Source organism: Streptomyces sp. CBMA123, from assembly GCF_014596465.1.
GTDB lineage: Bacteria > Actinomycetota > Actinomycetes > Streptomycetales > Streptomycetaceae > Kitasatospora.
The window spans coordinates 1-19,177 of record NZ_MECK01000080.1 but is presented as its reverse complement, the minus strand read 5'-3'; the positions used below and the strand labels follow the sequence as shown (position 1 = coordinate 19,177).

Annotated in this window: 16 protein-coding genes; 7 read left to right on the top strand and 9 right to left on the bottom strand. The window is 73.8% G+C overall.

Features of this window, described 5'->3' with window-relative positions:
• The 5 genes from BG452_RS12170 to BG452_RS12150 form a co-directional block, all read right to left on the bottom strand.
• A partial coding sequence (locus tag BG452_RS12170; RefSeq protein ID WP_188304273.1) for a hypothetical protein occupies positions 1 to 794 on the bottom strand: 794 nt, incomplete at its 3' end.
• A gap of 138 nt (positions 795 to 932) precedes the next feature.
• The gene (locus tag BG452_RS12165) at positions 933 to 2,843 is read right to left on the bottom strand and encodes a threonine/serine exporter family protein (protein ID WP_317621006.1); all 1,911 of its coding nucleotides are present in this window, start codon (positions 2,841 to 2,843) and stop codon (positions 933 to 935) included.
• Between the two features lie 118 nt (positions 2,844 to 2,961).
• Entirely contained in the window at positions 2,962 to 3,615 is a 654-nt protein-coding gene (locus tag BG452_RS12160; protein WP_188304271.1) for a DedA family protein, read from the bottom strand.
• 144 nt (positions 3,616 to 3,759) lie between these two features.
• Positions 3,760 to 6,117, bottom strand: a complete 2,358-nt coding sequence (locus BG452_RS12155) for a hypothetical protein (protein ID WP_188304270.1) — start codon at positions 6,115 to 6,117, stop codon at positions 3,760 to 3,762.
• A 61-nt stretch (positions 6,118 to 6,178) separates the two neighbouring features.
• The gene (locus tag BG452_RS12150; RefSeq protein ID WP_188304269.1) at positions 6,179 to 8,101 is read right to left on the bottom strand and encodes an ATP-binding protein; all 1,923 of its coding nucleotides are present in this window, start codon (positions 8,099 to 8,101) and stop codon (positions 6,179 to 6,181) included.
• A gap of 250 nt (positions 8,102 to 8,351) precedes the next feature.
• On the opposite strand from BG452_RS12150, the gene BG452_RS12145 reads away from it, so the two are divergent.
• Positions 8,352 to 8,675: a hypothetical protein gene (locus BG452_RS12145; RefSeq protein WP_188304268.1), complete on the top strand. Its 324-nt coding sequence runs from the start codon at positions 8,352 to 8,354 to the stop codon at positions 8,673 to 8,675.
• 93 nt (positions 8,676 to 8,768) lie between these two features.
• Here BG452_RS12145 and BG452_RS12140 read toward each other — a convergent pair whose 3' ends face one another.
• On the bottom strand, positions 8,769 to 9,926 hold the full coding sequence (locus BG452_RS12140; protein ID WP_188304267.1) for a TetR/AcrR family transcriptional regulator: 1,158 nt from the start codon (positions 9,924 to 9,926) through the stop codon (positions 8,769 to 8,771).
• Positions 9,927 to 10,134: 208 nt separating this feature from the next.
• Here BG452_RS12140 and BG452_RS12135 point away from each other — a divergent pair, with 208 nt between their 5' ends.
• Positions 10,135 to 11,292: an acyl-CoA dehydrogenase family protein gene (locus tag BG452_RS12135; protein WP_188304266.1), complete on the top strand. Its 1,158-nt coding sequence runs from the start codon at positions 10,135 to 10,137 to the stop codon at positions 11,290 to 11,292.
• Positions 11,293 to 11,448: 156 nt separating this feature from the next.
• Here BG452_RS12135 and BG452_RS12130 read toward each other — a convergent pair whose 3' ends face one another.
• The gene (locus BG452_RS12130; RefSeq protein WP_188304265.1) at positions 11,449 to 11,715 is read right to left on the bottom strand and encodes a hypothetical protein; all 267 of its coding nucleotides are present in this window, start codon (positions 11,713 to 11,715) and stop codon (positions 11,449 to 11,451) included.
• A 123-nt stretch (positions 11,716 to 11,838) separates the two neighbouring features.
• Here BG452_RS12130 and BG452_RS12125 point away from each other — a divergent pair, with 123 nt between their 5' ends.
• Positions 11,839 to 12,156, top strand: coding sequence for a cupin (locus BG452_RS12125; RefSeq protein ID WP_188304264.1), 318 nt, complete (start codon positions 11,839 to 11,841; stop codon positions 12,154 to 12,156).
• Between the two features lie 7 nt (positions 12,157 to 12,163).
• Here BG452_RS12125 and BG452_RS12120 read toward each other — a convergent pair whose 3' ends face one another.
• Entirely contained in the window at positions 12,164 to 12,754 is a 591-nt protein-coding gene (locus tag BG452_RS12120) for a TetR/AcrR family transcriptional regulator (protein ID WP_188304263.1), read from the bottom strand.
• 122 nt (positions 12,755 to 12,876) lie between these two features.
• On the opposite strand from BG452_RS12120, the gene BG452_RS12115 reads away from it, so the two are divergent.
• From BG452_RS12115 to BG452_RS12100, 4 genes are all read left to right on the top strand, one after another.
• Positions 12,877 to 14,448 (top strand): MFS transporter, encoded by a 1,572-nt coding sequence (locus BG452_RS12115; RefSeq protein ID WP_188304262.1) that lies wholly within the window; start codon positions 12,877 to 12,879, stop codon positions 14,446 to 14,448.
• A 272-nt stretch (positions 14,449 to 14,720) separates the two neighbouring features.
• Positions 14,721 to 15,290: a methyltransferase family protein gene (locus BG452_RS12110; RefSeq protein ID WP_188304261.1), complete on the top strand. Its 570-nt coding sequence runs from the start codon at positions 14,721 to 14,723 to the stop codon at positions 15,288 to 15,290.
• A 198-nt stretch (positions 15,291 to 15,488) separates the two neighbouring features.
• Positions 15,489 to 15,785, top strand: a complete 297-nt coding sequence (tatA, locus tag BG452_RS12105; RefSeq protein ID WP_188304260.1) for a Sec-independent protein translocase subunit TatA — start codon at positions 15,489 to 15,491, stop codon at positions 15,783 to 15,785.
• 133 nt (positions 15,786 to 15,918) lie between these two features.
• Positions 15,919 to 16,437: a potassium channel family protein gene (locus BG452_RS12100; RefSeq protein WP_188304259.1), complete on the top strand. Its 519-nt coding sequence runs from the start codon at positions 15,919 to 15,921 to the stop codon at positions 16,435 to 16,437.
• Positions 16,438 to 17,261: 824 nt separating this feature from the next.
• Here BG452_RS12100 and BG452_RS12095 read toward each other — a convergent pair.
• A complete protein-coding gene (locus tag BG452_RS12095; protein ID WP_188304258.1) occupies positions 17,262 to 18,896 on the bottom strand; it encodes a protein kinase domain-containing protein in 1,635 nt (544 codons plus the stop codon).
• Positions 18,897 to 19,177: the final 281 nt, after the last annotated feature.

Below are 19,177 nucleotides of genomic sequence, written 5' to 3'. Positions count from 1 at the left end.
GTGGCCCGGGCGGACATCCGCTCGGCGACCCGGTGGGCGGCCGGATGGCTGGCGGGCACCTTGTCGGGCGCGCCGGCGATCAGGTCGAAGAGCCAGGTGCGCGCACGGTCCGCGCGCCGATGCAGCAGGCGTTCGCGCCGGAGCGCACGCGCCCGGCGGCGGGAGCGCGTGGTGTAGCGCCAGCGGGCCCACGGGCTGCTCGGGCGGGCCAGCCGGATCGCGCCGATCCAGGACAGGCCGGGGATCATGATCCCGAGCAGGCCGGTCCACACCTTGCCCTTGAGCAGGGTGATCACCGAGGCCAGCGCGTTCACCGAGATCACGGTGATCAGGCCCCAGCGGGTGTCCTCGCCGGGCAGCGCGCCGAACGGCACGTACCCGATCAGCAGCAGCGCGGTGAACAGGATGCCGAAGATCACCGCGTCCACCGACTTGCGGCCCTGCTCGCTCCAGTACACGTCGTCCAGGTGCAGGATCAGCGCGAACTCGTCCAGCACCAGCCCGCAGCCGATGCCGAAGGCCAGCCCGAACCAGTCGATCCACGGGGTCCCGCCGTAGGTGGCGAACACCCCGAGGCCGCCGACCAACAGGAAGCCCAGGCCGAACACCATGTGGTGGATGTGCAGGCCGCCGGGGGTGACGTTGCCGGGCCACCAGCGCACCTTGGCGCGGATCATCCGCACGCTGAACCGGATGAAGACGAAGGAGGTGATGAAGCCGACCAGCAGCAGGAACAGCGGTTGCTTGTGCGCGTTGACGATGTGCTCGCGGTAGCTGTCCAGCATTGTCGTCATGGGACTTACCTTCGTTCCTGGTCCTGCGCTCTGCCTGCCGTGACATGGCCCGGGGCCCAACAGCCCACCAACTCGGCTGCCGGCACCGGCCCGGGCACGGCTCCGGGGGCGGCTTCCGTCACCGGTCCCGACGTGCGGTCAGAACCCACGGGTTCGCTTGGCCGCCCGGCGCGGCACCACCGGGTAGAGCGAGGGCAGCTCGGCGCCGACCGGCAGCTTCAGGAACAGCCGGGCGATCTCGCCACCGAGGTTCACCCCGATCGCCAGCGCCATCGCGATCGCCGCCGCCCGGAAGACCGACACCAGGCCGGTGCCGGAGTGCCCCTGGGCGAAGGCGAGCATCCCGAGGTAGAGCGCCGAACCGGGCATCAGCGGGCCGATCGCGGCGGTCACGTACGGCAGCGCCGAGCCGTTGCGGTAGCGCGCCATCAGCTGGCCGAACAGGCCGACCAGGCCGGCCGCCACCCCGGTCGCGGCGATCGGGTTGACGTGCGCGTTGTACACCAGCGCGCCGTAGCTGGCCCAGCCGATGCCGCTGTTGACGGTGACCAGCGCGAGGGTGCGGCGGTCGGTCTGCAGCAGCATCGCGAAGGCCAGGGTCAGCAGCATCGCGGCGACCATCTGGACCGGCGGGTAGCTGATGCCCGCCAGGCTCTCGTCCGGCTTGAGCTTCGCCTCGAAGCCGACGCCCAGGTAGAGGATCATGATCACGCCGATCACGATGCCCGCGACCAGGTAGACCACCTCCAGCAGCCGGGCCGCGGCGGTGATGTAGAAGCCGGTCAGGCCGTCCTGGACGGCGGCGACCAGCGCGCGGCCGGGCAGCAGGGCGAACAGGCCACCGGTGATCACCACCGAGCCGCGCAGGCCCCAGTCGTTGAAGGACAGGATGATCCCGGACGCGGCGGCCGGCATCGCGGCCGCCACGAACTGGTAGAACTCCGGCAGCCGGCGCTTGGCCAGCGCGGAGGCCAGCCGGTCACCGAGGACGGCCGCGACGAACGCGCTGGCGAAGACCAGCCAGGCCTTGTCGTCGATCCGGCCGCCGACCAGGAAGGTCGCCGCGCCGGCCAGCAGACCGGTGGTCAGGGCGAGCAGCCAGGACGGGTACGGGTGCCGGTTGCGGCGGATCTCGGCGAGCCGGCGGTAGGCGTCGTTGACCGTCACCTTCTCCGCGGTGATGTCCGCCACCAGCTGGTAGACCGCGTTCAGCCGGGTGTAGTCGGAGGTGCGGCGGCGCACCACGCGGTCGGCGGTGACCGGCGGCTCGACCAGCGAGGGCTGGTGCGAGATGCCGATCAGGGTGAAGGTCACCTGGGGCTCGCAGTGGTCCAGCCGGTAGGCGTGCGCGATGCCGAGCATCGCCGCCTCGACGTCCTCGGCGGCCTCGCCGCTGGCCAGCAGCAGTTCGCCGATGCGCAGCGTCAGGTCGAGGATGCGGGGGACGTTGCGGGCGATGGCCGCGGAGGGGTGCATCTCGCGGGCGGTGCGCTCGAAGGCGGGGCGCTCGGACATCGGGGTGCGCAGCAGGGTGCGCATCCGGTCCGGCCAGGGCGCCTCGCCGGGGGCGCCGGCGGTCAGTTCCGGGATCGGGATGCCGTTGGACGGGGTGTAGCCGGCCGCGCGCCACTCCTCGGGGGTGAGGGTGTCCTCGGCGACCGAGCGGCGGCGGGCCGGGCGGGCGGGGGCCGGGCGTTCGGAGGCCGGGCGTTCGGAGGCCGGGCGTTCGGAGGCCGGGTCCCGGGGACGCAGGTCGATGGTCAGCTCGGGGTGCGGTTCCGGCCGTACCTCGGGCTGTACCTCCTGCTCGGGCTTCGGCTCGGGCTCCGGCTTCGGCTCGGGGGCCAGCAGGCCCTTGGTCTCCGGGGCGGGCGGGACGAGCGGCACCACGGTGACGGGCTCGACGGCCGGGGCGGGGTGGCCGAGCAGGCCCTCGGTGGGCGGCGCCTCGGCGGGGTGCACCGGTTTCGGCGGTGTCTGCCGTACCTGGCGGACCGCCCGGCCTCCCCTCGCCCGCTTGCCCGCACCCGGTCGGCCCCGCTTAGGCACTTCCGCTCCTCGCCGCCCCTGGTGGCCGCCGGCCACCGTTCGATCTCGGGTACACCTTGCCTGATCGAACAGCTCGACGCACATGTACGGGACGTCCCAGGGCGGCGGCGCCGGGCGCCTACCCGGCGGGGCGGCGGTCGCCGGCCGCCGCGCCGGAGCGGCGGGCCCGGAGCAGTTCGACCGCCACCGGGACCACCGAGACCAGCACAATGCCGACCAGGATGGCCTCGATGTTGTCCCGGACGAAGGGGATCTGCCCGAGGAAGTAGCCGAGCACGGTGACCCCGGCGCCCCACAGCACCCCGCCGACCACGTTGAACAGCACGAAGGTGCGGTAGTTCATCCTGCTCACCCCGGCGACGATCGGGGTGAAGGTGCGCACGATCGGCACGAAGCGGGCCAGCACGATCGCCTTGGGGCCGTGCCGGTCGAAGAAGGCGGCGGCCTTCTCGACGTTCTCCTGCTGGAAAATCCTGGAGTCGGGGCGGCGGAACAGGCCCGGTCCGACCTTGCGGCCGAAGAGGTAGCCGACCTGGTCCCCGGCGATCGCAGCGAGCACGATCAGCGCGCAGACCAGCCAGAGCGGCTGGTGCAGGTAGGTGCCGCCGGCGACCAGCAGGCCGGTGGTGAACAGCAGCGAGTCGCCGGGGAGGAAGAAGCCGATCAGGAGGCCGGACTCGGCGAAGACGACGGCCAGGATGCCGACCAGGCCGAAGGTCGAGATCAGGGTGGTCGGATCGAGCCAGGACGGGCCGAGGGCGAGGCTGGTCACGGTGCTGGCACTCCTGGAGGTCGAGTCTTGGCAATGCGATGGTAAAGCAATGACAAAGACTCGCCTGGGGGCGGGATGGTTCCCCGGCCCGCGCCGGGAGGGCGGACGGGCCGGGGAACCGGCGGCTCGGAGGCCGTAGCCGGCTCAGAGGCCGTAGCGCTCGACGATCCCGGTGTGCCGGCCGAGGTCCGCGCCCGCCGCCTCGGCCAGGTCGAGCCAGGCGAGCGGGTGCGCCCAGCCGGCGGTGAGCCGGTGCAGCAGCGCGTCGGCCGACCCGGCGCCGGCGGTCGGCGGGACACCGAGGGCGGCGTAGATGCCGGGCAGCCCGTCGCCGTCCTCCGCCGGGTCGGTGATCCGGTACTGCTCCCCGCTGTACGCCCAGACCGCGTAGCCGGCCGAGCGCAGTCCGTCCCGGAACGCGGCCCAGGCCTCGTCGCCGGGCCAGGCGCCGTCGATCCAGTACGTGGTGAAGCCGGCCGGGTCGAGCAGGGTCAGCAGGGCGAAGACCGGGCGCCAGCCGGCCCGCTCCGACTCGGGGGCGTCCTCGGCCGGCGGGCGCTCCAGCAGGGCCGGGGCGAAGACCACCACGTCGCCGTGGTTGAGCGTCACGTCCTCGCCCAGCACCGGCAGGATCCGGGCGGTGGCCGGGCCGGTCCGCACGGCGGGCAGGTCGACCGTCGCGCCGTTGGTGCGGGTGGCGCGGACGGTGACCAGCTGCCACTCCTCGTCCACCGGGCCCTCGGGCTCGTCGAACTCGATGCCGATCCGGGCGCCGGTGGAACGGACCACGGCCCAGTCCCGGTTGGCGCTGGCCGCGGTGATCAGGTGCCAGAGGTCGGGCTCCTGGACCGTCCGGTGGGCCTGCTCCGCCCCCGCCTCCTCGGCGGGCAGGGCGTGCTCCAGCAGTTCCTGGTAGAGCCGCTGCGCGGTGGCGTGGTCGCCGAGTTCGGTGGCGGCGGCCGCGGCCAGCCGGCGGGTATTGATCCGGCTCGCCTCCAGCGCCAGGATCGCCCCGCACTGCTCCAGCACCTCGGCCCAGCGGCTCTCGGCGGCGGCCCAGCGGGCGCGCATCCAGTGGGCGTCGGCCGGGGCGGTCGCGGCCAGCCGGTCGGCGAGGCGGCGGACCCCGTCGGCGTCGCCGGCCTCGATCAGGGCCTGGCCGAGCGTGCCGACCAGCTCCTCGCTGCCCGGGTCGGCCTCCAGCCGCCGCCACAGCAGGTCGGCGGCGGCCCGCGCGTGGCCGAGGCCGCCGAGCACATCGGCCAGCAGCACGGCGAGTTCGGTGGCGCCGGCCGGCTCACCCCGGTACCGGTCCAGGGCGACGGAGAGCAGGTCGGCGCCGGTCTCGAAGGGCACCCGGGCCTCGGCCAGGTGTGCCGCCAGTTCACCGGGCGGGACGGGCAGCTCGGGCACCGGCAGTGCCTCGGCGCCCGCGCGCAGGGCGGCGACCTCCTCGGCCACGCCCTCGGTGCGGCGCAGCCGGGTGAGCTTGCGCTCCCCGGTGGCCGCGAGCGTGAGCGCCACCGTACGGGCGCCGCGGGCGAGGGCCAGCCGACCGGCCGCCAGCAGCAGGTCCACGCACGGGCGGTGCGAGCCGGTGCCGTCCAGGTAGCCGACCCAGCGGGCGAGCACGGCGCCCAGCTCGGCGTCGTTCTCCCAGGCGCCGGCCGCGACCAGCAGTTCGACCGTGCGCGTCCAGGTCTCGCGCAGGCCCGCGTGGCGTTCGGCCTCGGCCCGCTCGGGCAGCACGGCGAGCGCCTCCGCCGTCCGCCCGAGCGAGGCCAGCGCGCGGGCCCGCAGCAGGGCGCCCCAGCGCCGGTCGCTCTCGTCGATCTCCTCGCGCCGGGCCCGGACGGCCTGCTCGGTGGCGTCCAGCAGGGCGAGCACCTCCTCGTGCCGGCCCAGCAGGTGCAGGGTGCCGGCCCGGGCACGGTGGAAGCGCAGCGAGACCTGCTGGCCCGCGGCCCGCATCCGGGCGGCGGAGGTGTCCAGGTGGGCGAGCGCGTCGGCGGCCCGGCCGTCGTCCTCCAGGGCGTCGGAGTACTCGCGGGAGAGGCAGTCGAAGCAGGCCCGGCCGGGCTCGATCCGCTCCAGCGTCTCGCCGACCACCGCCAGGCGCTCCGCCACGTACCCGGGGCCGTCGACCCGGGCGTGGCAGATCGCGAAGTCCTGCACCACGCAGACCGACTGCGGACAGCCGGCCGTCTCCTCCCGGTGGGCGAACTCCAGCAGGTCGACCGCCTCGGGCAGCACCGACTCGCCCTGCTGGCGCTCGTTCAGCAGGTTCTGCATCCGCCAGTGCCGCAGGTAGACCTCGACCCAGGGCAGGTCGAGGGCCCGGGCGGCGGCGAGCGCCTCCGGGTAGACCGCGTCGAGCTGCTCGTTGCGGCCCTCGGTGGCGTGCTCGGGCAGCTCGTACATCGCGTCGGCCAGCCGCTGGTGGCCGGCCTCGCGCAGCTGCTGGTCGGTGTCGCGCACCCAGGCCCAGATGTCGGTGGTCATGTCCGTTCCCCCTGCGTCGTGCTGATGAGTCGCGCCTCGCGGGCCACTGACGGTCCGTCCGTCACGCGTCGTCCCGCAGGGCGCCGGGGCTGTCCGGGACGTCCGGCAGGCCGGCCGGGACGGCCGCGGTCAGGGCGGAGACGGCGGTGCCGATGCCGGCCAGCGCGGCGCCGAGGTCCCCCTCGGCGGAGCCGGCGGAGGCCGCCGCCATGATCACCTTGAGCGAGCGGAGCAGCCCGGCCGCGGTGGCGCTGCCGGTGTGCCCGGCGCGGTAGGCGGTGAGGAGGTCCCGGACGGCCGGGCAGTCCAGGTTGAGGTAGAGCCGGGCCCTGACCTCGCCGTCGGTGCGGGCGGTGAACGCCCGGGCCAGCCGGAGCGCGGCGGACGGGATCCGGGCGTCGGCCCGGTCGTCCTCGATCCGGGCCTTCAGCTCGGCCTCGCGGTCCGGCACCAGGACCAGCGGCAGGCCGGGCGGGTCGAAGCGGGCCGGGACGAGCCGCTCGCCCGGGTCGGCGAGGGCTCCGGAGAGCCAGGCCGCCTCCTCGGGCGGCAGCGGGCGCTCCGGGTCGCGGAACAGTTCGCGGTTGCCCTGCTCGCTGCCCAGCTCGACCACCCGGCACCCGCGCAGTCGGGCGTAGCGGCGCAGGAACGGCAGGACGGCGTAGCGGTCGCCGCGGGCGATCGGGACGCGCATCGCCCGGTACAGCATCTCCTCGAAGCCGCCGCCGCTGCCGAGCGCGACGTGTACCGCTCCCCCGCCGGCCGCCCGCAGTCCGCCGGCGGTGAGGTCGCCCTGCGAGGTGGGCACCGGGACGTCGTCGGCGAGCAGGGTGAACAGCCGTTCGTCGCAGAGCGCGGCGCCGAGCAGGTCCTGGCCGTGCCGGGTGAGGATGCGGCGCCAGGCGGCGGGCCGCAGCCGGGCCGTCTCGTACAGGCCGTCCACCACGGCGTCGGTGAGGGCCCGTTGCAGCGCGCGGTAGTGCTCGTCGCGCTGGAGGTCCTCGCGGCTGGCGGTGGGGGTGAGCCGGCTGGACTCGACCACCCCGCCGATGAATCCGGCCCAGCCGGGCAGCAGGTCGCGGGCGTCCTCGGCGAGCAGCATGCCGCGCAGGTAGACGGCGAGGTCGCGGTTGTCGCTGCTGCCGTAGCTGCCGCCGTCCTGGACCCAGAGCAGGCCGACCGCGTCGGTGGCGGCTTCGCCGGCCCCTTCCGCCGGGACGGACAGCACGGGGAAGGCGGTGAGCGGTTCGAAGCGGCGGCCGAAGGCGGCGGCGAAGGCCATCCGGGCGGCGTGCCGATCACCCGGCACGTCCTGGCGCCAGGGCACCTGGACGGCGTTGACGGGCTCTTCGTCCTCGCCGACGAAGACCGGTATGGGCAGCAACACGCAGTAGCGGCCGAGGACTTCGCGCAGGGTGTGTTCGTCGGCGAGGTGGGCGTGCTCGGCCTTGAGCGCCAGTTCGACCACGGTGCCGGGCCGCGGCCGGGCGGGCACCGGCTCGACCCGGTAGTGCTCGCCGCCGCGGCTGCGGTAGCGGTGGCCGAGCGTCGGCTCGCGGTGCGAGGTGGTGGTGACGGTCACCTCGTCGGCGACCGAGAAGGCGGAGAGGAAGCCCAGCCCGAAGGCGCCGATCAGCTCCTGGTTGCCGGTCAGTTCGCGCAGCATCCGGGTGTAGCCGGTGCCGACGGTGGCGAGGTAGGAGTGGATCTCCGGCTCGGTGAGGCCGGCCCCGGTGTCCTCGATGGCGATGGTCCGCCGAGCGGCGTCGGCGCGCACCCGGATCAGCGGGTGGTGGTCGCCGTCCGGGTCCTCCAGGAGCCGGCGGGTGTGCGAGTCATGGGCGTTCTGGACGAGTTCGCGCAGGGCGACCAGCGGGGTGGAGTAGAGATGGGTGGCGAGGACGTTCACCAGGCCGCCGAGGTCGACCTCGGTGGTGCGCAGGTCGTCGGCGGGGGTGGGTTCGGTCGGGGCACCTTCAGACATGGGTCCCCAGTGTGCCAGTGCGACTATCTGTCGACCATTTCTTTCTATGCCTCAGTCGTCGCCGCAGAAATGACGGATTATCGTCAACTCGAATGCGACCGATCCCCCACCTTCGAGGGAACCGCCACCCGTTTGGTGGAGTTCGTCCACGTCACTGGTGAATGCTGACCGTGCGACGTCAGGCAACGGCGCTACGGAGCGGCCACTCCGGATCGCGCCACATTCGCACTTCCAGCTCAGGGAGACCAGCGTGTCCCGTATCCGCGCAGCCGCCGCCGTCACCGCCCTCGGGGCCTTCCTCCTCGTCGGCGTCGGCACCGCCACCGCGCACGCCGACAACGGCGCCGGCGCGAGCGACCACTCCAACGGCAGCGTCGTGAGCAACGTCGGTTCCGGCAACGTCATCGGCACCGTCCACGGCAACGTGGTCAACACCCAGCAGACCGCCACCGGTTCGGGTGCGAGCAACCAGAACAACGGCCTCGCCGTGGCCGGCAACGGCGGGAACGTCGGCGCCCTGCAGGGCAACGGCAACTTCGACGCCCGGGTCTACTACCCGCACGTCCTCTACTAGCCGGGCCGACCGGGCCGCGAGCCCGGTCGCAGCCCACGGGCCGGGTGCCCGCCGCCGACGCGACGGTGGCGGGCACCCGGCTGTGCGCGTCGGCTACGCCTCGACCCCCAGCACCGCGCGGCCGATCCGGCGCAGGCAGTCGCCGAGGTCCGGCCGGGCGCTGTGCGGGCCGTTCCGCACCCCGTCGTTGACCAGTGAGAACAGCGCGTGCACCCGGATCCGGGCGGCCACCGCGTCGTACTCCGGGCGCACCTGCCGCAGCAACTCGACCCAGGTGCGCAGGAAGTCGCGCCGGAAGTCCACCGCGACCCGGCGGTCCGGCGGGGCCAGCCGCTCGGTCTCGCTGAGCATCGCGCCCAGGTAGTCGCCGTTGCGCAGCGCGAAGTCGACGTACGCGCCGAGGCCCGCCGCCAGCGCCTGCGCCGGACCGGCGGCGGTCGCGATCGCGCCGTCCACCTCGTGCCAGAGCCGCTCCCGGCTGCGTACCAGGGAGGCCGCGAGCAGGTGGGCCTTGCTGTCGAAGTGCCGGTACACGCTGGGGCCGGAGATGCCGACGGCGGCGCCGAGCCGGTCAGTGCTGACGTTGTCGAAGCCGTGCCGGTGGAACAGCCGGACGGCCGCCGCGAGCAGCTCCTCCCGGCGGGCCTGCGGACTCGGCCGCGGCACCGGTACGACCCCGGGCCCGGGCCCGGCGGCCGTGCCGTCCAGGGACACCGCGAGGACCGCGGCGACCAGTTCGCGCAGCAGCGGCTCGGCCCGGCGGGGCTGCGGCGCGGCCGACTGGTAGGACAGCCCGGCGCAGCCGGAGAGTGCCGACCAGCAGAGCAAATCGGCGTCCGGGGCGGAGAGTTCGGGACGTTCGGCGCGCAGCACGGCAGCCATCAGGGCGACGTCGGCGCGCAGTTCGCGGCGCAGTTCGGCCCGGCGGGCCGGTGGCAGCAGCCGGGCGTCACGCTGCACCAGGGTGCCGAGCGGGCGGTGCCCGACCGCCACCGCGGCCAGTGCGGCGCCGAGTTCGGCGGTGCTGCCGGCCGCGCGCAGGCCGTCGGCGAGCGCGTCCAGGCCCAATCGGACGGCGCGGTCGAGCAGTTCGGGCTTGCCGCGGAAGTGCCGGTAGAGGGCGGGCGCGGTGATGCCGACCCCGGCGGCGACCTCGGTCATCGAGACCTGGTGGTACCCGCTGCGGTGGAACCGGTCGGCGGCCACGGCGAGGATCTGGGCGCGCCGCCCGGGCGGCCGTCGGACCACCATGGCCTGCCTCCCTCGGAGTCGTCCCCGCGGCCCGTCCGGACCTCGCCCGAAGGCTAGCAAGGATTCACTTGCCGACCGTGCCGAGCCGTATTTCCGGGCCCGCCGACGCTGGACAGTCGAGGCTACCGGGGATTAACTTGTCGGGCCACCACCTGGTACGTTCCGCCTCCGCCGGCCCGCGGCCGGCACCGCCGAAGGGAGCGCCGCCGTGCGCCGCACCGTGTTCAACGAGGACCACGAGGCCTTCCGGGAGACCATCCGGGACTTCATCGCCAACGAGGTCGTCCCGGTCTACGAGAGCTGGGAGGCCGACGGCCACCCGCCCCGTGACTTCTACCGCCAGCTCGGCGAACTCGGCGTCTACGGCATCGAGGTCCCGGAGGAGTACGGCGGCGCCGGCGAGAGCGGCTTCAAGTACCAGGCGGTGATCGCCGAGGAGACCGCCCGGGCCGGCGTGAGCTTCGGCTCCTCCGGCGTGCACACCGGACTGGTGCTGCCGTACCTGCTGGAGTACGCGAACGAGGAGCAGAAGCGGCGCTGGCTGCCCGGCTTCGTCTCCGGCGACATCATGACCGCGATCGCGATGACCGAGCCGGGCGCCGGCTCCGACCTCGCGGGCATCTCCACCACCGCCCGACTCTCCGAGGACGGCACCCACTACGTCCTCAACGGCGCCAAGACCTTCATCACCGGCGGCGTGCTGGCCGACCTCGTCCTGGTGGTCTGCCGGACCGCCCCCTACGACCCGGAGAACCGCCGGGCCGGACTGTCCATCCTCTGCGTGGACACCACCTCGCCGGGCTACTCCGTCGGACGCAAGCTGCAGAAGATCGGCCTGCGCACCTCGGACACCGCCGAGTTGGCGTTCGTCGACGTCAAGGTGCCGGTGGAGGACCTGCTCGGTGAGGAGGGCAGGGCCTTCTCCTACCTGACCCACAACCTGGTGCAGGAGCGGCTGGCGATCGCCGTCGGCGCGTACGCGGCGGCCGCCGCGGCGGTGCGGTTCGCGGTGCAGTACGTCAAGGACCGCAAGGTGTTCGGCAAGGCGGTCGCCGAGTTCCAGAACACCAAGTTCACCCTGGCCGACTGCCAGGCCCAGGTGCTGGCCCAGCAGTCGATGGTGGACCGCGCGCTGGAGCTGTACCAGGACGGCGAGTTGAGCGTCGCGGACGCGGCCGCCGCGAAGCTGTTCTGCACCGAGTCGGCCTCCACCGTCATCGACAAGTGCCTGCAGCTGCACGGCGGTTACGGCTACATCCTGGAGTACCCGATCGCCCGGCTCTACACCGACAACCGGGTGTTCCGGATCTACGGCGGCACCAGCGAGGTCATGCGCAGCATCATCGCCAAGTCGCTGGGGCTGTAGCGGAGTCGGCGCCGCGTGAAGCTGCGGCGGGCCGCACCCCCATGGCGGCCCGCCGCGTCCGTCCGTCTGTTCGTCTGTTCGTCCGTCCGCGCCTACCGGCTGACGGGCGTACGGGGGGTACGGGGGGCACCGGGGGGTACGGGCGCCCGGGCCGGCTCAGTTGGGCGAGCTGTGCTCCGCGCGCCAGGCCTCCCAGCCGGCCGAGGAGGCCACCTTCACCTCGTGCAGGGCCCGCTGGGCGAGCGCGGTCGGCGCGGCCTCCAGGCTGCGCACCCAGCTGCGGCCCGCGGTGAACAGCGCCGCGCACACCAGCGCCGCACCGGCCGCACCGAGCACCGAGCCGATGCCGGTCAGCGCCACCCCGCCGGCCAGCAGCGAGCGGTTGACCTGGAGCCCGTCGAAGATCCTCTGGTTGGTCGCCATGCCTCCACGATGCGGGCAGTCGGCGAGAGCCGCACCTCGGGCGGCCCGCATCGGGTCTCTCCGGGTGCGCGCCGCCGGTGCGTCCGCGAACCTGGGCACACGGCTTGAGGAGGAGGCGGCGCGATGCCCGATCTCGAACGGCTCGCCGTGGAGCACTCCGCCCGGGCGGCCGAGAGCCCGCACGGGCGAAGTGCCCACCTGGTGCTGCACGACGGGGTGCTGCGGCAGACCGTGATCGCGCTGACGGCCGGGACCGCGCTGGACGAGCACACCCCGCCCACCGCCGGGAGCGTCCAGGTACTGCGCGGCCGGGTGTCGCTGACCATCGCCGGGCGGCGGGTGGAGCTGTCCGTCGGCGGGCTGGAGCCCGTACCGCAGGAGCGGCACGGGCTGCTGGCCCACGTCGACTCGGTGGTGCTGTTGACGGCGGTCACCGCGTAGGCCGTGCCTACGGTGCGGCGGCTCCCAGCACGCTGCTGCTGACCAGCCGCAGCCCGCGCAGGAAGTCCTGCCCGCTGGGCGCCAGTTCGGGCGCCGCCAGCCACTGGGCGACGTATCCGGCCAGCAGGGTCTGGTAGAAGGCCCCCCGGGCCAGCTCCTCCTCGGTGTCCGGCACCTCGGGCAGCCCCTGGAAGAGCGCGGCGAGGCCCAGCCGGCCCTCCTTCTGCGCCTGGCCGAGCGCCTGCGCGAGTTCGGGCGCATGCCCGGCCTGGGCCAGGGCCTCGAACTGGGCGGCCCAGAGTCCACGGTGCTCGACGAACACCGTTTTGAGCCCCTCCCAGACGGCGGCGAAGCGCTCCGCCGGGTCCTCCGACACCTGGTTCGCGGCGATCACCACCTCCCCCAGGGCCTGCCCCATCTCGCCGATCGCGTCGATCATCGCGGCGTTGAGCAGCGCGTCCTTCGAGCCGAAGTGGTAGCCGATCGCGGCCAGGCTGACGCCCGAGGCGGTCGCGATGTCGCGGGCCGTGGTGCGTCCGTAGCCCTTCTCGTACAGGCAGTGCTTGGCACCGGCCATCAGGTCTTCGCGGTTTCCCATGCCCCGATCCTACGGAAGGTCTGCACGGATGTCTTGCACGAGTGTCTCGTACGGATGTCTCGGACGTTCGATTTACACATACGTACTAGACAAGCGTCTGAAACGCCCGTACCGTCTTCCCCATGACCGCAACCACCGGCCGCGCAGGCCGTCGCGAATGGACCGGCCTGGCCGTCCTCCTGCTGCCGACCCTCGTCCTCTCCATGGACATGGGCGTGCTGTTCTTCGCCGTCCCGTACATCTCCACCGAGCTGGCCCCCAGCGGCACCCAGCAGCTGTGGATCATGGACATGTACTCGTTCCTGCTGGCCGGACTGCTCATCACGATGGGCGCGCTGGGAGACCGGTTCGGCCGCCGCCGGCTGCTGATGGTCGGCGCCGCGGGCTTCACCGGCGCCTCGCTGCTGGCCGCCTGGTCCGGCAGCGCCGAACAGCTGATCGCCGCCCGCGCCCTGCTCGGCGTCGCCGGGGCCACCGTGATGCCCTCGACCCTCGCGCTGATCCGCAACATGTTCCACGACCCCAGGCAGCGGCAGATCGCCCTCGGCGCCTGGGGCGGCGTCCTCACCGCCGGGGCCACCCTCGGCCCGGTCGCCGGCGGACTGCTGCTCGACCACTACTGGTGGGGCTCGGCCTTCCTGGTCGCCGTCCCGGTGATGGTCCTGGTGCTGCTGGCCGCGCCCGTCCTGCTCCCCGAGTACCGCACCACCGCCCCCACCGGCCGCTTCGACCTGCCCGGCGCCGTGCTCTCGCTCGCCGCGATCCTCCCGCTGGTCTACGGAATCAAGACGCTCGCCGTGGACGGCTGGAGCCCGCTGCCCGCCCTCGCCGCCGCGGCCGGGCTGCTGTTCGCCGCCGCCTTCGTGTGGCGCCAGCGCACCGCCGCCGACCCGCTGATCGACCTGAGCCTGTTCCGGATCCGCACCTTCAGCGGCGCGATCAGCGTCAACACCCTCGCCATGTTCGCGATGATGGGCTTCGCCCTCTTCACCTCGCAGTACCTGCAGCTGGTCAAGGGAATGAGCCCGTTCACCGCCTCGCTCTGGTCGCTGGTGCCCAGCGTCGGCGTCGGCGCGGCGATCGGGATCAGCTCGGCGCTGGCCGGCAAGGTCCGCCCGGCGGCCCTGATGGGCGGCGGCTTCGTGGTCGGCGCGACGGGCTTCGCGATGATGACCCAGGTCGGCCCGCACTCGCCGCTGGCCCTCATCCTCACCGCGGCGGGCGTCCTGGCCGCCGGCACCGTCGGCACCATGACGATGACCGCCGAGATGGTCGTCTCCGCCGCCCCGGCCGAGCAGGCCGGCGCCGCCTCCGCCACCTCCGAGACCGCCGTCGAACTCGGCAGCTCGCTCGGCATCGCCCTGCTCGGCGCGGCGGGCGCCGCGGTCTACCGCCACCAGCTGGACGGCGCCCTCCCGGCGGGCGTCGACGGCACGGCCGCCGGCACCGCGCGGGACACCCTCGGCGGCGCCGTCTCCGTCGCGGCCCACCTGCCCGGACGGCTCGGCCCGGACCTGCTGGAGACCGCCCGCGGCGCCTTCACGGACGGCCTGCACGTCGCCGCCGTCGTCGGCCTGGTCTTCGCCCTCGGCGCGGCCCTCCTCGCCTACCGCCTCCTGCGCCACCTCCCCGCCGCCACCCCGGCGGCCGAGCCGGCCCCGGAGCCCGTCGCGGTCCGACCCACCACGGTCTGACCCACCCCGGCCGACGGTCCACGCGAGTCATCGAGAGCCCCCGCCCGAATCTGGGCGGGGGCTCTCCGCCGTCCGGAGGGACTGGATCTACCGGGAGGGCCTGCCCGAGGAGGCCGACACCCGGCGCGGCTGTCTGCCGGCGCGCCGCCCGTAGACCGTACGGCCGCTCCACCCGGGGGTGGACCGCGGTGCGTCCACCCCCGGGTGCGTGTCGCGGCGGGCCGTCCGGAGGACCGTGGAGGGGTATCCACGAGACCGCCAGGAGCCGCCGTATGTCCGTACCGTCCCTCCTCTCCCTGCTCGGCCTCCTCTGCTGGATCGGCTACGAGCTGCTGTTGCGCCGTCGCGAGGACAGCGCGGCCGGCACCTGGCGCGCGGACGACCGCGACCGCGGCTCGACCCGGCTGCTGCTCTGCTGCTATGCCGCGTCAGCGCTGGCCGTGGTACTGCTCGATCGCGCCTCGATCGGTGAACTGCCCACCTGGGCACGCTGGTTCGGGGTCGCGATGGTGGCCGCCGGGCTGGCCCTGCGGGCCTGGGGCATGCGGACCCTGGGCCGCTACTACACCCGCACCCTGCGCACGGTGGACACCCAGGAGGTGGTCCGCGGCGGCCCGTACCGGCTGATCCGCCACCCCGGGTACGCCGGCAGCCTGCTGGTCTGGACCGGCTACGCGCTCGGTGCCGGCGGCTGGGCCGCGGCCCTGGTGGTCGCCGCGGTGCTGCTGGGCGCGTACGGCTGGCGGATCGCCGCCGAGGAGCGGCTGCTGCTGGCGGCCTTCGGCCCGGCGTACGCGCAGTACCGGAAGGAGTCCAAGCGGCTGGTGCCGTTCGTCTACTGATCGGACCGGCCCCCCGGCGGGGGTGGGCAGGGCCGCCGGAAGAGCCGCTGTCGCCCGCGCTCCGCTCGAACAGCACCTGGTTTTATGCCAGCGTTTCCCGGCCGGTGTATCCGTTCGGTGTGAGAGCCAGGCATACTGGCGAGAACGGGCGCTAGCGCCCACCCGTGACTCTAGACAAGAAGGGACCGGTGGCCAGGGATGCTGCGGAACGGTCTTGAGCCCTGGCACATCTTGGTGGTGCTGGCGGTCGTAGTCCTGCTGTTCGGATCGAAGAAGCTGCCGGAGATGGCGCGCGGCCTCGGCAAGTCGATGCGCATCCTGAAGGCGGAGACCAAGGCGATGCGCGAGGAGGACCCCTCGACGGAGGCCGGCACCGCGCAGAGCACGGCCGCCCCCCAGCAGGCGACCCCTCAGCCGGCCGCCGACCGCCCGGCCGTCACGCCGACCCACGTGACCACGGCCGCCGAGGCGAAGCGCCCCGAGACGACCGCCTGAGTCGTCCGCATGCTCCGTCGAGCCCCCGGTGGATCCCCACCGGGGGCTCGACGCTGTTCCGGGCCGGGCCGGCCTGACCCGTACGGGGGACGTCGGCGAGCGGGCGGGCGCGGGGCGGGGCAGGCTGGGCGGGATGGCCGAGAACCCGCCGACCGTGGATGTACGCGCCTGGCTATGGCTGCTGGGCGCGTTCGCGCTGCTGATGACCGGGTACTTCACGCTGCCGCTGCACTGGCTGGGCGACCGTCGACCGGTGCTGAGCTGGTCGGTCTTCGCGGGGGCGCTGACCGGGCTGTCCTGGCTGATGCTGGCCAAGATCGTCGGCGTGATACGGGGGACGGCGAAACGGCCGGTGTACTGGCTGGCGTTCCTGATCTGCCTGGCCGTGACGATCTTCTCGGCGACGTACTTCGTGCTGGGCTCGCACAAGGCGGAGTTCGCCGGGCTGGAGACCCGGCTGGACGCGCTGTACTTCACGGTCGTCACCCTGGCGACGGTCGGGTACGGGGACATCACGCCGTCGGGCCAGGTGGCACGGCTCCTGGTGGTCCTGCAGATCGGGTACAACTTCGTGTTCCTCGCGGCGGCGGCCGGGACGGCGTCCCGGACGGTCCGGGGGAGCGTGGAGAAACGGATCCATCGGCAGGAGTGAGTTCGGATCCGCCGTCCGGCACGGCGGGCCTGTGCACGCGGCCCGCCGTACGTCCGGGGTCGGTCGGCTGCCTTCGCCGGGTGCCGACGGGGTCGCCCGGAGGGCCCGTTCGAGTGACGCCCTTCGACATCCGGCGCTGTGGAGAACCCCACCTCTGCGCTCGGCGCGGCGCCAGAGCTCCACACCGTTTTCGACCCCCCACGCCTCACACCCCTCCCCCGCACACAGGACTGTCCACAGCCTGTGGACAACCCCTGTGTATTCACGGGCGGCTGGTGTCGACGGGAGCCTGAGCTGCGAGAACGCCGATCGGGGGGGTGCACTGGGCTGCTCGTCCCTACCGTGGCGGTGGAGGAGGGTGGCCGATGGGCTCGCTGTCCGTGGAGTCGGGGGCCGGCGGGGCGGCTGCCCGGGTCCGGGTCGGGGCGCCGTCGAGAACCAGGAACCGGCCGTCCCGGTGGGGCGGTGGCCGTACACCCGCCCGGGGCCATGGGGGCTGGTTCGTGCCGGGACAAGGCCATCGCCGCATCCTTTCCTCAACAAGCTTTGCTCATCGGAGAGTTGCGTGACGGCCACCTCATGGCCAGAGGCTAGCGATGATGGTCGAGCAACTCCGCGACCATCAAGGCCAGCCCGATCACCAGCATCATCGCGCTCAGCTTGACCCACCCCGGGAGACGTCGGCCTGGACGGGGGATTCGCTGATGCCGAGGCGAGTTGGGCGCCGGTCCGGTTGTCGGCGGGTTCGAGGGCCGGCCGGTCGTCCCTCCACCGGACCGCCGCGCGGGACGTAGCCGAGGGCTGCCCTTGTGGCCGAGCCGCCGTCAGTCGTCCTGGTTGTCGGCGGTCGCGTGGAGGGTCGTCATCAAGGCGCCCAGGCGGGCGTTCCAGTTCGCGTACGTCAGCGGGTCGATGGTGTGCTTCTTGCCCAGGTCCTTGATCACCTTCTGGGCGCCCCTGAGGTCCTGGGCGGCGTCGTCGGGGTTGCCCTCGTTGAGACGGGCCGAGGCGTCGTCGAGGATCCGCAGCAGGTCCGCCTGCTTGTCCCGCTCCTTGGTGATCGGCGCCTGGGCGACCGCCTGACGGAAGGACTGGAGCTGGAGCGCCGCGGGCTGGTTGCGCGGGACGGCCGCGGTGGGGACCGACGTGGGCAGGGCGGCCGGGCTGGTGGGGGCGGCCGCAGCGGAAGTCGGCGCCGCCGTCGGGGCGGTGGCCGCGGGCTTGGTCGCCGCCGGGGGCTTGGTGGCGGCGGCATGGCCGGCCGGCTCGTCGAAGGCGGTGACGGCCAGGGCAGCGATCCCGGCGAGGCCGGCCACGCCCAGGGCGCCGAGGACGAGGGGCTTGCGGCGGCTCCGGGCGGGCCCGGGCGTGGGCGCGGGCGTGGGCTGCGCGGTGTAGGACGCGGCGGGCGGCATGGGCGGACCCACCGGCGCCATCACCGAGGTGGCGGCGGGCACCGGATGGTGGTGCGGGGCCTGGGGCGGGAGCAGGGTGGTGTGCTGCTGGTCCGGGTGCGCCGGGGTCACGGGCGGCAGCAGCTGGGTCGGTGCGGCCGTCGCCAGCAGCTCCGCCGTCGGGTCGCCGACGGCCAGACCCGGGACGGTGGCGAGGAGTTCGGCGCGCGCCGCGGAGGCGTCGGCCGGGCGGTGGGCCGGGTTCTTGGCCAGCAGGCGCAGCACCACGGCGTCCAGGGCGGGCGGCAGGCCGGGGCGCCGGACGGACGGCGGCAGGGGCTGCTCGCTGACGTGCTTGAAGGCGATCGCCACCGGGGTCTCGGCGGTGAACGGGGTCTCGCCGGTGAGCATCTCGGTCAGCACGCAGCCGACCGCGTACAGGTCGGTGCGGCCGTCCAGGGCGGAGGCGGTGGCCTGCTCCGGCGAGAGGTAGGCGGCCGTGCCGAGCACGCTCGCGGTCTGGGTCAGGTTGCTGGAGGAACCGGCCCGGGCGATGCCGAAGTCCACCACCTTCACGCCGCCGTCGTCGGTGATCATGATGTTGCCGGGCTTGATGTCCCGGTGCACCAGCTCGGCCGCGTGCGCGACCGCCAGCGCCTCGCAGACCGCCGCCGCGATGCCGACCGCGCGCTCCACCGGCAGCTGCGGCTGCTGGACCAGGACGGCGGCGAGGGAGCGGCCGCTGACCAGCTCCATGACGATGAACGGGGTGCCCTGGTCCACGCCCGAGTCGAAGACCATGACGATCCTCGGGTGCACCAGCATGGCGGCGTGCTGCGCCTCGCGGCTGAAGCGCTCGGCGAAGCGGGGATCGTCGGCGAGGCCCCCGTTGAGGACCTTGACGGCCACCTGGCGGCCCAGCACCCGGTCGACGCCGCGCCAGACGGTGGCCATGCCGCCGACGCCGAGTATCTCGACGAGTTCGTAACGCCCGTTCAGCGCGCGTCCGATCAACTGGAGCTCCCCTCGGGTGCGGCGGCCGGGGGTCCGGGGCGCCTGGTGCACCTGTGCACGATAGCTGTCTTGTCGTGGGGGGCCGCTGACGCGGGGGTCTGTTCGTTCGGGGGGCTCTCGGGAGGGTGGGTGCCGGGGGCGGCTCCGGGGGTGGCCGCTCCGGGGGCTGGGTGATTTTCCGACTGCCGACCCTCATCGCGGGGGGCTGGGCGCCGTTGGCAGTCTGAAAATCACCCGTCACGCCCCTCTCCGCAGCCACCCCCTGCGCCGCCCCCTTCCGCAGCGCGTCCCTCTCGCCTGGTGGGGAGGGGGTGGGTGGGTGGGGGAGGTGG